General features: G+C 67.9%; 13 protein-coding genes. 4 read left to right on the top strand and 9 right to left on the bottom strand.

Annotated elements, in window-relative coordinates; all coding sequences use genetic code 11:
• Positions 1–10: 10 nt before the first annotated feature.
• Positions 11–919 carry a hydroxymethylglutaryl-CoA lyase gene (locus tag J2P76_RS06235; protein ID WP_207405362.1) on the top strand — a complete coding sequence of 303 codons (909 nt, stop codon included), beginning with the start codon at positions 11–13 and terminating at the stop codon, positions 917–919.
• Positions 920–1013: 94 nt separating this feature from the next.
• Positions 1014–1490 (top strand): hypothetical protein, encoded by a 477-nt coding sequence (locus tag J2P76_RS06230; protein WP_207405360.1) that lies wholly within the window; start codon positions 1014–1016, stop codon positions 1488–1490.
• Between the two features lie 27 nt (positions 1491–1517).
• Here the strand turns inward: J2P76_RS06230 and J2P76_RS06225 are convergent, their stop codons facing one another.
• Positions 1518–2759, bottom strand: coding sequence for a PLP-dependent aminotransferase family protein (locus J2P76_RS06225; protein ID WP_207405358.1), 1242 nt, complete (start codon positions 2757–2759; stop codon positions 1518–1520).
• Positions 2760–2964: 205 nt separating this feature from the next.
• Between J2P76_RS06225 and J2P76_RS06220 the strand changes: the two genes are divergently transcribed.
• Complete coding sequence (locus tag J2P76_RS06220; protein WP_207405356.1) at positions 2965–3684, top strand: YggS family pyridoxal phosphate-dependent enzyme; 720 nt, start codon at positions 2965–2967, stop codon at positions 3682–3684.
• 108 nt (positions 3685–3792) lie between these two features.
• On the opposite strand, the gene J2P76_RS06215 is transcribed toward J2P76_RS06220, so the two are convergent.
• Both J2P76_RS06215 and J2P76_RS06210 read right to left on the bottom strand, forming a co-directional pair.
• Positions 3793–4281, bottom strand: coding sequence for a copper chaperone PCu(A)C (locus J2P76_RS06215; protein WP_207405354.1), 489 nt, complete (start codon positions 4279–4281; stop codon positions 3793–3795).
• A gap of 44 nt (positions 4282–4325) precedes the next feature.
• Complete coding sequence (locus J2P76_RS06210; RefSeq protein WP_207405352.1) at positions 4326–5225, bottom strand: LysR family transcriptional regulator ArgP; 900 nt, start codon at positions 5223–5225, stop codon at positions 4326–4328.
• 123 nt (positions 5226–5348) lie between these two features.
• Here J2P76_RS06210 and J2P76_RS06205 point away from each other — a divergent pair, with 123 nt between their 5' ends.
• Positions 5349–5984 (top strand): LysE/ArgO family amino acid transporter, encoded by a 636-nt coding sequence (locus J2P76_RS06205; protein ID WP_207405350.1) that lies wholly within the window; start codon positions 5349–5351, stop codon positions 5982–5984.
• Between the two features lie 107 nt (positions 5985–6091).
• Here J2P76_RS06205 and J2P76_RS06200 read toward each other — a convergent pair whose 3' ends face one another.
• The 6 genes from J2P76_RS06200 to J2P76_RS06175 all read right to left on the bottom strand — a co-directional run bounded on the left by J2P76_RS06200 (position 6092) and on the right by J2P76_RS06175 (position 12557).
• Positions 6092–7357, bottom strand: a complete 1266-nt coding sequence (locus J2P76_RS06200) for a phenylacetate--CoA ligase family protein (protein WP_207405348.1) — start codon at positions 7355–7357, stop codon at positions 6092–6094.
• A gap of 50 nt (positions 7358–7407) precedes the next feature.
• Positions 7408–8238 (bottom strand): ABC transporter ATP-binding protein, encoded by an 831-nt coding sequence (locus J2P76_RS06195; RefSeq protein ID WP_207405346.1) that lies wholly within the window; start codon positions 8236–8238, stop codon positions 7408–7410.
• Between the two features lie 56 nt (positions 8239–8294).
• Positions 8295–9632 (bottom strand): ABC transporter substrate-binding protein, encoded by a 1338-nt coding sequence (locus tag J2P76_RS06190; RefSeq protein WP_207405344.1) that lies wholly within the window; start codon positions 9630–9632, stop codon positions 8295–8297.
• A gap of 101 nt (positions 9633–9733) precedes the next feature.
• On the bottom strand, positions 9734–10798 hold the full coding sequence (locus J2P76_RS06185; RefSeq protein WP_207405342.1) for a branched-chain amino acid ABC transporter permease: 1065 nt from the start codon (positions 10796–10798) through the stop codon (positions 9734–9736).
• A gap of 12 nt (positions 10799–10810) precedes the next feature.
• Positions 10811–11740, bottom strand: a complete 930-nt coding sequence (locus tag J2P76_RS06180) for a branched-chain amino acid ABC transporter permease (protein ID WP_207405340.1) — start codon at positions 11738–11740, stop codon at positions 10811–10813.
• 19 nt (positions 11741–11759) lie between these two features.
• Entirely contained in the window at positions 11760–12557 is a 798-nt protein-coding gene (locus J2P76_RS06175) for an ABC transporter ATP-binding protein (protein ID WP_207405338.1), read from the bottom strand.
• Position 12558: the final 1 nt, after the last annotated feature.

Raw genomic sequence — 12558 nt, 5'->3', positions numbered from 1 at the left:
AGGAAGAGACATGCCGCTGCCCTCCCGCGTCAAGATCGTCGAGGTTTCGCCCCGCGACGGCCTGCAGAACGAAAAAGAACTGATCTCCACCGATATCAAGGTAGAGCTGGTCGACCGCCTGACCGCCGCCGGTTTTCCCAACATCGAGGCCACGTCGTTCGTGTCGCCCAAATGGGTGCCGCAGATGGCCGACGCCGCCGATGTCATGGCGCGCATCGAGCGCAAGCCCGGCGTCATCTATTCGGTGCTGACCCCCAACATGAAGGGCCTGGAAGGCGCGCTGGCGGCCAAGGCCGACGAGGTCGTGATCTTCGGCGCGGCCAGCGAAGCGTTTTCGCAGAAGAACATCAACTGCTCCATCGCCGAATCGATCGCCCGCTTCGAGCCCGTGGCCCAGGCCGCGCGCGCCGCGGGCGTGCGGCTGCGCGGCAGCATCAGCTGCGCGCTGGGCTGCCCGTACCAGGGCGAAGTGCCCATCGAAGCGGTGGTGGACGTCGCGCGCCGCTATGTGGCGCTGGGCTGTGACGAAATCGACGTGGCCGACACCATCGGCGTGGGCACGCCGCAGCGCGTGCGCGACGTCATGGCGGCGGTGACCCGGGTGGTCGACCCGGGCCGCGTGTCCGGGCATTTCCACGACACCTACGGCCAGGCCCTGGCCAACATCCTGGCCGCGCTCGAAACCGGCATCAGCATCTTCCACACGTCGGTGGCCGGCCTGGGCGGCTGCCCGTACGCCAAGGGCGCCACCGGCAACGTGGCCACCGAAGACGTGCTGTACATGCTGCGCGGCCTGGACATCGATACCGGGGTCGATTTCGACGCCGTGGTCGACATCGGCCAATGGATGTCGGCCCACCTGAACCGCAAGGGCGGCAGCCGGGCGGGCAATGCGGTGGCGGCCAAGCGCGCCGCCTGAACGCGCCGCCAGAGCGCCAAAGCCACGTAGAATGCGCGCCAGGCAGGGCCATCCGGCGACTGCCCGCGCTGCGCCACCGGGGAACCCGTCCGCCATGAACTCGATCTTCAACCCTCCTTCCACGGACGAACGCGACGCGCTGCTGCGCGAAATCGGCCCGCTGCCGCTATCGGGCCAGGCCTGGCCCGACTGGGTGCGCATCCTGGCCTGGATCATCCTGGCCATCATCGGCGTGCAGATCGTGTCATCGGCCATCCGCCTGCCGCCCGGGCAGGTCAGCGGCGTGCTGACGGGCATTGTGGTGCTGTGCTTCCTGGGGCTGGTGCTGGTGTCGTGGCACATGCAGAAATCCATCACCACCATCGATGAAACCGGCCTGCGCCAAACCTGGATCACCCGGCGCGAAGTCGCCTGGCAGGAAATCCAGTTCGCCAAGTTCGTGCCGCTGATGTTCTCGAAGCGGCTGGTGGTGTTCACGCAGCGCGGCCGCCCGGTGGTGTTCCAGGGCGGCACGCGCGAACTGCAGATTGCCTTCGCGAAGATATCGCTGTTGTACCGGCGCAAGCGCTAGCCCGCGCCGCGGCCGCGGCGGCCCGGTTCAGGCCGCCAGCGACACCGACACCGGCGCATTGGCCTCGCAGGCGTCCAGCGCCCGGGCCAGGCGCTCGATGCCCTGGATGATCAGGCCTTCGTTCATGGTGGCGAACGACATGCGCATGGCGTTCAGGTCGGCCTGCTGCGGGTCGGCGTAGAACGCCTTGCCGGGCACATAGACCACGCCCTGTTCGATGGCATAGGGCAGCAGCCGCGTGGCATCGGCCTCGCCGTTCAGGCGCACCCAGAAGAACATGCCGCCTTCGGGCTTGCGGAACGTGACGCGGCCGTCCAGGTACTGGACCAGCGCCTGCGCCAGCGCGTCGCAGCGCGCGCCGTAGGCGGCGCGGATGCGCGGCACGTGCTGCTGGTAGCGGCCGTTGGCCAGGTACTGCGCCACCACTTCCTGTATCCAGGCCGACGACGCCATGTCGTCGGCCGCCTTGGCGCCCACGCAGCGGCGGCGCACCTCGGCCGGGGCCACCAGCCAGCCGATGCGCAGGGCCGGCGCCATGGTCTTGGACATGGTCGAGATGTACACCGCCCAGTGGCGCGCCTCGCCCTCGGCCAGCGCGGCAATGGGCGGCACTTGCTCGCCCGCGAAGCGCAGTTCGCCGTAGGGGTCGTCTTCGACGATCAGGAACTGGTGCTTCACGGCCAGTTCGAGCAGGCGCAGGCGGCGCTGCCGGCTGATGGTGGCGCCGCACGGGTTCGAGAACGACGCCACCACGCAGACGACCTTGGGCTTGAGCCGCGCGGCCATGTCGTCCAGCGCGTCGATATCGATGCCTTCCGGGCCGGAGGCCACCGGGTGCACCGTGGCGCCGGTGTAGCGCAGCGCCTGCACCGAATTGGGAAACGCCGGGCTTTCGATGAAGGCGTGGTCGCCCGGCTGCAGCATCACCCGGCTGACCAGCGCCAGCGCCTGCTGCGAACCGCCGGTGACGGCGAGCTCGGTGTCGGGGTCGCAGGCCAGCCCGCGTTCGGCAGTAAGGCGCGCCAGCTCGGCGCGCAGGCTGGCCTGCCCGTCGATGTTGGAATACTGCAGGCAGGCGCCCAGCCGGGCCAGCACCTGGTTCGACGCGGTGGTGAGGCCGTCGATGTCGAACAGCTCCTGGGCGGGGTAGCCGCCGGCCATGGAAATGCTGCCCGGCCGCATGGCGTACGACATGAGGGAGCGAATGGGCGAGGCGGCGGGCGTCTGGAAGGGGGCGGCGAAGGCGTAGCGGGGTGCTGCGGAAGACATGATGGAAGGCGGAGCCGGCAAGAAGGGAAGAGAGCATCGGCGCGGTGCCAGGCCGCGGGACGGCATAAAACCTTGAAATATAAGCAAATGCCAGTTGATTCTATGCCTGCCCCCAGGGGCGGTCAACGCGCGGCCGGCGGTTGTGGCCGGCCGGGCCCGCGGGCGGCGATTATGATGGCGTTTTTGTATGGAATCCCCCACAAGCATGAGTTCCGACGACTCCATGGCGGCGCGCGTGGCCCGGGTGCGGCAGCGCATCGACGCGGCCTGCGCGCGGTCCGGCCGCGCGCCGGGCAGCGTGGCGCTGCTGCCGGTCAGCAAGACGTTCGGGCCGCAGGCGGTGCGCGAAGCGGCCGCGCTGGGCCTGCGCCGCTTCGGCGAGAACAAGACCCAGGAAATCCGCCAGAAGGCCGGCCCGCTGGCCGACCTGGGCATCCAATGGGTGATGATCGGCCACCTGCAGACCAACAAGGCCAAGGACGCCGCGCGCGATGCCGCCGAAGTGCAGTCGCTCGACCGCCTGGACCTGGCCTATGCGCTGCAGCGCCGGCTGCAGGCCGAGGGCCGCTCGATTGACGTGCTGGTGCAGGTGAAGACCTCGCCCGAGCCCAGCAAGCAGGGCCTGGACATCCAGGCTGTATCCGGCTTCCTGCGCATCGTGGCCGACCAATGCCCGGCGCTGCGGGTGCAGGGGCTGATGACGCTGGCGGTGCAGTCCGACGACACCGAAGCCGTGCGCGCCTGCTTTCGCGCGCTGCGCGAACTGCGCGACCGGCTGCGGGACGAAGCCATTCCCGGCGTGCGGCTGGACCGGCTGTCGATGGGCATGAGCGGCGATTTCGAGATCGCCATCGAAGAAGGCGCCACCGAGGTGCGGGTGGGCAGCGCCATCTTCGGGGCGCGGGACTATACGGCGCAAGGCTGAAGACAAGGGCGGGTGTCAGGCTCCGCGGGTGCCTGACACCGATGTGTGCCACGACTGCCTCGGTCGTACAGTGTCAGGCGCCTGCGGAGCCTGACACCCGGCGATGGCTCAGTGCTTCATGTTCATGCCGTGCTGCATGCCGGCATTGTGGCCAATGGGCTTGACCTTGAACTTCACGGCGACTTCGCCGGCTTTCTCGAACTTCAGCGTGGCCGGCACTTCGGCGCCTTCGGCGAAAGGCTGTTTCAGCTTCAGGAACATCACGTGGTAGCCGCCCGGGGCCAACTTGACGTCGCCGTCGGCCGGCACGGGAACGCCGTCGGGCAGGTGGCGCATGCGCGCCACGCCGTTCTCGGTTTGCACCGTGTGCAGTTCGACCCGCTCTGCCGCGTTGGAGGAGACCGACAGCAGCCGGTCGGCCGTCTTGGCGCCATTGTCGATTTCCATGTAGCCGGCGCCGTTGGCCTGGCCCGGCGCCGTGGCGCGCACCCAGAGGTCGTCGACCTCGACCTGGCCGACCTTGTAGTCGCCGGCCCAGGCCGAGGTGGCGGCGCACAGGCCCAGCGCCGCTGCCAGCGCCCATTGACGGAATTTCATGAGGACACCTCCGATGCTGCCGGCCCACGATCGAGCCCGGCTGGTTAACGCCGCCGGACCAGGCTGCCGGCGGCCGCCAGGACCGACTGGGTCAAGGCTTCCATAGCCTGCGAGTTTACTCGCCAGTGCTGCCAATAGAGCGGCACGTCTTCCGCGGCCCGCGCGCGCAGCGGCACCAGGCGCCCGGAATCGAGTTCCTGCTTGATCAGCGGCAAGGGGTTCATGGTCCAGCCCAGGCCGTCCAGCGTGGCCTGCACGAAAGCGCGCGACGAGGGCAGCCACCACACCGGCGGCTGCCACGGCGCGCCGCCCATGACCTTGCGTGCGAAGCGCGCCTGCAGCGCATCTTTGCGGTTGAACACCAGCACCGGCGCGCTGGCCAGCGTGCGCGCGTTGACTCCCTGGGCGAAGTGCCGGGCGTGGAACTCGGGCGTGCAGCTGGCCACATAGCGCATGCTGCCCAGGGCGTGGATGCGGCAGCCCTGCACCGGATCGGCCAGCGCCGTCACCGCGCCCAGCACCGAGCCGTTGCGCAGCAGCGCGGCGGTGTGGTCCTGGTCTTCGGACTGCAGGTCCAGCGTGGCCCGCGTGCGGGCGGCGAACAGCCGGGCGGCGTCCATGAACCAGGTTTCCAGGCTGTCGTGGTTCACCGCCACCGCCAGGCTGGCATGCGGCAGCGTGTCGCCTTCCAGCCCCAGGCGGTCCAGCGCGTCGTGCTCCAGCAGCGCGGTCTGTTCGGCCAGCTGCACCAGCACCTGCCCGTCCGGCGTGGCGGCGGCCGGCACCGTGCGCTGCACCAGCAGCCGGCCCATGCGGGCTTCCAGCGTCTTCACCCGCTGCGACACGGCCGACGGCGTCACGTTCAGCGCCGCCGCGGCGCGCTCGAAGCTGCCTTCGCGCACCACCGCGGCCAGGGCCCGCAGGTTGCCATGGTCGATTTTCATATATTTAGCTGTACTTAATCAGGTTAAATAAAATTAGCTGTATTTCATCAACCAGACAAGCCAGAATGCGTTCCTGGCCGCGGCGGTTTGCCGCGGCGCCGTTTTTTTCCGGACTGCTTCAGGATGTTCTCGCTCGCTTCATTTCCCGCCCTGTTCACCGCCTGGGCCAGTGGCACCGCCACCGGCCTGGGGCTGTTCGCCGTCGTGGGCGCGCAAAGCGCGTTCATCCTGCGGCAGGGGCTGATGCGCGCGCACCTGCTCAGCATCCTGGCCCTGTGCGCGGCCATCGACGCGGTATTCATCTTCGCCAGCGTGTGGGGCCTGCAGGCCGTGGCCAGCTGGTTCCCGTGGCTGACACACGCCATCCTGTGGTTCGGCGTGGCCTTCCTGGGGTGGTACGCGCTGCAGTCGGCACGCCGCGCCTTGCGCGCCCAGGGCGGCCTGCGGGCGGCACAGCATGCCGTTCCCTCGCGCCGCGCGGCGCTGCTGGGCGCGGCCGGCTTCACCCTGCTGAACCCGCACTTCTGGCTGGACATCATGGTGGTGGGCTCGCTGGCGCACAGCTTCGACAACGCGCGCCTGGCCTTCGCCGCCGGCGCCCTGACCGCCAGCCTGCTGTGGCTGGCCGTGCTGGGCATAGGTTCGCGCCTGTTCGCGCCCTGGTTCGCCGACCCGCGCGCCTGGCGCGTGCTGGACGGAATCATCGCCGCCGTGATGGCCGCCCTGGCAGTGCGCCTGGCCAGCAGCGGCCTGAGCTGACGCGCGGCCAGGTGTCTGGCTCCTCAGGTGCCAGACACCGAAGTATGCAGCGACTGTCTCAACGGCACGGTGTCAGGCACCCTGCCGGGAGCCTGACACCTGGCCGGCTACTCGTACGACCGCACGTCGTCGATAACCTTGCCGTCGTTGGGCAGGCTGCCCGTGCCGGCCCACTGTACGTCCACGCGCAGCTTGGTGATGTCGCGCACCGATTCGGCAATACGGCCTGCCAGCGCATCGGAATGCTCGCGCGCCTCGACCTGCAGCACCATGCGGTCGGTGCCGGTCTGGCCGCTGACCACCAGGCGCGCCCGACCGATCTCGGGATGGCGCGCCAGCACCTCGGCCACCTGCGACGGGTGCACGAACATGCCGCGCACCTTGGTGGTCTGGTCGGCGCGGCCCATCCAGCCCTTGATGCGGATATTGGTGCGGCCGCAGGGCGACGCGCCCGGCATGATGGCCGACAGGTCGCCGGTGCCGAAGCGCACCAGCGGGTAATCCGGGTTCAGCGTGGTAACCACCACTTCGCCGACCTCGCCGTCGGGCACCGGCGTGCCGGTGCCGGGCCGCACGATTTCCAGGATGATGTCCTCGCCCACCACCAGGCCTTCGCGCGCATCGGTTTCAAAGGCGATCATGCCCAGGTCGGCGCTGCCGTAGGCCTGGTAGCCGTCGATGCCGCGCGCCGCCAGCCAGTCGCGCAGCGACGGCGGGAAGGCCTCGCCCGACACCAGCGCGCGCCGCAGCGACGGCAGCCGCACGCCCAGTTCGTCGGCCTTTTCCAGGATGATTTTCAGGAAGCTGGGCGTGCCCGTGTAGCCGCTGGGCGCCAGGTCGGCAATGGCGCGCACCTGTTGCTCGGTCTGGCCGGTGCCGCCCGGAAACACCGTGCAGCCCACCGCGTGGGCCGCGGTTTCCATCATCGAGCCGGCCGGCGTGAAATGGTACGAAAAACAGTTGTAGGCCAGCTCGCCGGGCCGGAAGCCGGCCGCATACAGGGCGCGGGCGAAGCGCCAGTAATCGGCGCGCGCGCTCTCGGGTTCGTAGATGGGGCCGGGCGAGGCGAACACGCGCAGGGCCTGGCCCCAGCCGATGGTGGAGAACCCGCCGAAAGCCTTGGCGGCGCCGGCCGGGCCGGCGCCCGCGCGGCTGCGCTGCTGGCGTTCCAGCAGTTCGTGCTTGCGCAGCACCGGCAGGCCGGCCAGGGCCTGGCGCGAGGCCACGCCGCGCGGATCGACGCCGCGCAGCTGCTCGGCGATGGCCTCGGCGCCCGCCATGGCGCGTGTCAAGGCGCCGGGCAGCGCCGCCATCAGGTCGCGTTCGCGCTGCTCGGGTGCGCGGGTTTCCAGTGCATCAAAAAACGCAGGCATGAGATCGCACTCTTCGGGATGCAGGGTGGGCGGGATACGGGCCGTGGAAATCAGGCCAGCCAGCGCTTGCGGCGCCGGTAGAATTTATTGTCGCGAAAGCTCTTGCGCTCGCCGCTGGAAATGCCCAGGTAGAACTCCTTGACGTCTTCGTTGCGCCCCAGGTCGGCCGCCGCGCCGTCCATCATGACGCGGCCGTTTTCCAGGATGTAGCCGTAGTCGGCATAGCGCAGCGCGATGTTGGTGTTCTGCTCGGCGAGCAGAAAGCTGACCCGCTCGCGCTGGTTCAGGTCGCGCACGATCTCGAAGATTTCCTCGACGATCTGCGGCGCCAGCCCCATCGACGGTTCGTCGAGCAGGATCATGTTGGGGTTGGCCATCAGCGCCCGGCCGATGGCGGTCATTTGCTGTTCGCCGCCCGACGTGTAGCCGGCCTGGCTGCTGCGCCGCTGCTTCAGGCGCGGAAAATACTGGTAAACGCGTTCGAGCGCCGCCGCCGTGTCGCCGCGGTTCAGGTCGCGGGTGTAGGCGCCGGTCAGCAGGTTTTCTTCGATGGTCAGGTGGGCGAAGCAATGGCGGCCCTCCATGACCTGCACCACGCCGCGCCGCACCAGCTCGGCCGGCGACAGCTTCTCGATGCGCTGGCCCCGGTACTGGATATAGCCCTTGGTAACGTCGCCGCGCTCGCCCTTGAGCAGGTTCGACACCGCGCGCAGCGTGGTGGTCTTGCCGGCGCCGTTGGCGCCCAGCAGCGCCACGATGCGGCCCTCGGGCACTTGCAGCGACACGCCCTTGAGCACCAGGATGACGTGGTTGTAGATGACCTCGATGCCGTTCACATCGAGCAGCATCGGGTCGGGTTGGACAGCGGTGGCAGCGGTCATGGCAGTTCCTGCGCGCGGTGGCCGCCGGCGCGCGCGGCGCCGGCGGCCGGTTCACATCAGCCTTCGCACTTGCGGGGCGTGATGTTCTTCTCTTTGGCGTACTTGGCCGCGGCTTCCTTCACCAGCGGGCCGGTTACCGACTTGTCGGCCTGGTACCAGTCGGACACCACCTTGAACTGCTTGCCGTCCCACTGCGCGATGCGCGCCCAGTCGTCGCCCATGTGGTTGCTGCACGAGGTCTTGACCGGCCGCATGATGTCGCCGAAGCCCAGCTCGTTCAGGCGTTCCTGGGTGATGTTCAGGTTCTCGAAGCCCCAGCGCACCTGTTCCGGCGTCATGTGCTTGCCCTTGCCGAACTTTTCCTGCGCGGTGCGGATGGCTTCCACCTGCAGCATCGAGATCATCATGCCGCGCGTGTGCGCGATGGTGCCCAGCGTGGTGTTGCCCGAGGCATCGCTGCCCTGGCCCTTGTCGTACACGTATTTCTTCAGGTCGTCATAGACCTTGCCGTGCGCCGCGCTGTTGTGGATGGTGATGGTGTTGTAGCCCTTGGCGACCGTGCCCAGGTCTTTGACGTCGCCTTCCGAGCCGGCCCACCAGATGGCGTACATCTTGTCGCGCGGGTAGCCGCTGGCCTGGGCCTGGCGGATGGCGGTGGGCGTCATGATGCCGGCGCTCCACAGCAGCACGTAGCTGGGCCGCGACTGGCGGATCTGCAGCCAGGTGGATTTCTGCTCGACGCCGGGCGCGGTCACCGGATACAGCAGCAGCTCGAAGCCCGCCTGCTCGGCGCGCTTCTGCAGCAGCGGGATCGGTTCCTTGCCGTAGGGCGAGTCATGGTAGACCAGGGCGATCTTCTTGCCCTTGAGCTTGTCGATGCCGCCTTCTTTCTTGGCGATGTCCTGGATCATCACGTCGGCGGCGGTCCAGTAGGTGCCCAGCAGCGGGAAGTTCCATTCGAACACGGTGCCGTCCACCGATTGCGACAGGCCGTAGCCCATGGTCTCGACCGAGACCTTGTCGACGATGGCCTTGTCGGACACCGCGAAGGTGACGCCGGTGGATTGGGTGTCGAAGCCCGACGCGCCGCCGCCCTTGGACTTCAGGCGTTCGTAGCATTCCACGCCGCGGTCGGTGGCGTAGGCGGTTTCGCATTCTTCGTACGTGATCTTCACGCCGTTGACGCCGCCGTCGCGCGCGTTGACCAGTTTCAGGTAGTCGAGCTTGCCGTCGGCCCACGGGATGCCCAGCGGCGCGAACGAGCCGGTGCGGTACACCAAGAGCGGAACGAATTGTTCTTCGTCCGCCAGCGCCGGCGCGGCGGCCGAGGCCAGGGCGCCGGTGGCGGCCACGATGGCCGCTGCCCACTTCAGGTTAAGACGCTTCATCTCCATTTACCTCCTGCTTGGTGTGATTGACACCGGGATTGGCCCGGTCTGGAGCCGGGTAGACGAAATGGCCGCCATGCCGCTCATGCCGGCATGGCGGCCGGGAATCAATGGGGGAAAGGCCAGATGCGCAGCTTTTCTTTGCCGATGCTCCACAGGCGGGCCAGCCCGTGCGGCTCGGCGATCAGGAAGAACACGATCAGGGCGCCGAACACCATGTGCTCGATGTGCGCGGCGGTGTCCACCGACAGCGGCAGCCCCAGCCAGTGCGGCACGTTGGTCAGCGCCACCGGCACCAGCACGATGAACGCCGCGCCGAAGAAGCCGCCCATGATGGAGCCCAGCCCGCCGATGATCACCATGAACAGCAGCTGGAACGAGCGGGCCAGGTCGAAGGCCAGAGGTTCCCACGAGCCCAGGTGGATATAGCCCCACAGCGCGCCGGCCACGCCCACGATGAACGAGCTGACCGCGAACGCGGTGAGCTTGGCGTACATGGGGCGGATGCCGATCACGGCGGCGGCCACGTCCATGTCGCGGATGGCCATCCATTGCCGGCCGATGGCGCCGCGCACCAGGTTCTTGGCCAGCAGCGAGAACACCGCCACGAACACCAGCACGAACAGGTAGCGCTGCAGCGAGGTGTGCACCGGCAGGCCGAATGCCGTCAGGGGCGGCACCGAGACGCTGCCCGACGAGGAATAATTGGTGAAGAACGCGATGCGCAGGAACGCCCAGTCGACGAAGAACTGCGCCGCCAGCGTGGCCACGGCCAGGTACAGGCCGCGGATGCGCAGGCTGGGAATGCCGAACAGCACGCCCACCAGGGTGGCGAAGCAGCCGCCCAGCAGAATCTGCACCACCAGCGGCATGCCCGGGAAGCGCACGCCGAAGTTCCATGCCGCATAGGCGCCCACCGCCATGAAGGCGCCGGTGCCCAGCGAGATCTGGCCGCAATAGCCCACCAGGATGTTCAGGCCCACGGCGGCCAGCGCCAGGATCAGGAACGGAATGAGGATGGCGCGCAGCAGGTAGTCACTGGCCAGCAGGGGCACCGCCACGAAAGCCACCGCCAGCAGCAGGCCGATGAACAGGCGGTCCTGGCGGATCGGGAAGATCTGCTGGTCGGCGCGATAGCCGGTCTTGAACTGGCCGTTTTCGCGATAGAACATGGTCAGGCTCCCTTAGACCCGGTCGATGATTTTCTCGCCGAACAGCCCTTGCGGACGGAACAGCAGGAACACGAGCGCCAGCACATAGGCGAACCAGATTTCGATGCCGCCGCCCACCAGCGAGCCCAGGTAGACTTCGGACAGCTTTTCGCCCACGCCGATGATCAGGCCGCCCAGGATGGCGCCCGGCACCGAGGTGAGCCCGCCCAGGATCACCACCGGCAGCGCGCGCAGGGCGGCGGTGGACAGGGTGAACTGCACGCCGAACTTCGACCCCCAGATAATGCCGGCCACCAGCGCCACCAGCCCCGCCACGCTCCAGACGATGACCCAGATGCGGTTGAGCGGAATGCCGATGGACTGCGCGGCCTGGTGGTCGTCGGCCACCGCACGCAGCGCCCGGCCGGTGCTGGTGTACTGGAAGAACAGCGCCAGCGCGGCCACCAGCAGGGCGGCCACCACGGCGGCGGTCAGGTCTTCCAGGTTGATCAGCACGCCGCCCTCGAACATCGATTCCAGGATGAAGGCCGGATCTTTGGGCATGCCCACGTCGATGCTGTAGACCGAACTGCCGAAGGCGATCTGGCCCAGGCCGTCAAGAAAGTAGCTGATGCCCAGCGTGGCCATCAGCAGCGTGGTGACTTCCTGGTTGACCAGGTGGCGCAGCACGAAGCGCTCGACCGCCACGGCCAGCAGGAACATCAGCACGGCACTGACGATGAACGCCAGCACATTGGCCAGCAGCAGGTTTTCGAAGCCCAGCCAGGCCGGGATCCATTCGGAAAAGCGCGCCATGGACAGCGCCGCCACCAGCACCATGGCGCCCTGGGCGAAGTTGAATACGCCCGAGGCCTTGAAGATCAGCACGAAGCCCAGGCCGATCAGGGCGTACAGCATGCCGCTCATCAGGCCGCCGAACAGGGTTTCCAGGAAAAATCCCATTTGTTTTCCGCCTTGCGTTCTAGTGCGCCACGCCCAGGTAAGCCTGGATGACGGCCTCGTTGGCGCGTACCTCGTCGGGCTTGCCGTCGCCGATTTTCTTGCCGTAATCCAGCACCACCACACGGTCGGAGATGTCCATCACCACGCCCATGTCGTGCTCGATGAGCACGATGGTGGTGCCGAACTCGTCGTTCACGTCCAGGATGAAGCGGCTCATGTCTTGCTTTTCTTCGATGTTCATGCCCGCCATGGGCTCGTCGAGCAGCAGCAGGCGCGGCTCCATGGCCAGCGCGCGGCCCAGGTCGACGCGCTTTTGCAGGCCGTAGGGCAGTCGGCCCACGGGCGTCTTGCGATACGCCTGGATTTCCAGGAAATCGATGATGTTCTCGACGAACTCGCGGTGGCGGATTTCTTCGCGCTCGGCCGGACCCCAGCGCAGGGCCTGCGCCAGCAGGCCGCATTTCATGCGCAGGTTGCGGCCGGTCATGATGTTGTCGAGCACGCTCATGCCCTTGAACAGGGCCAGATTCTGGAAGGTGCGCGCGATGCCCATCTCGGCGGCGCGGCGCGGGTTCATGCGGGTGTAGCGCCTGCCTTCGAATTCGATGCCGCCCTGCTGCGGCGTGTACACGCCGTTGATGACGTTCAGCATCGAGCTCTTGCCGGCGCCGTTGGGGCCGATGATGGCGCGGATCTCGTGCTCGCGCACATTGAACGAAATGTCGGTCAGCGCCTTTACCCCGCCGAACGACAGGGAAATGTTCTGCAGGTCGAGCATGACCTTGCCGATGCGCTGGTCGCGGTCTGGAGAGCTCATG

The organism is Bordetella petrii (genome assembly GCF_017356245.1).
Taxonomy (GTDB): Bacteria; Pseudomonadota; Gammaproteobacteria; order Burkholderiales; family Burkholderiaceae_B; genus Bordetella_A; species Bordetella_A petrii_D.
Note: the sequence above shows the minus strand (reverse complement) of the source record. Positions and strands in the feature narration are given on the sequence as shown.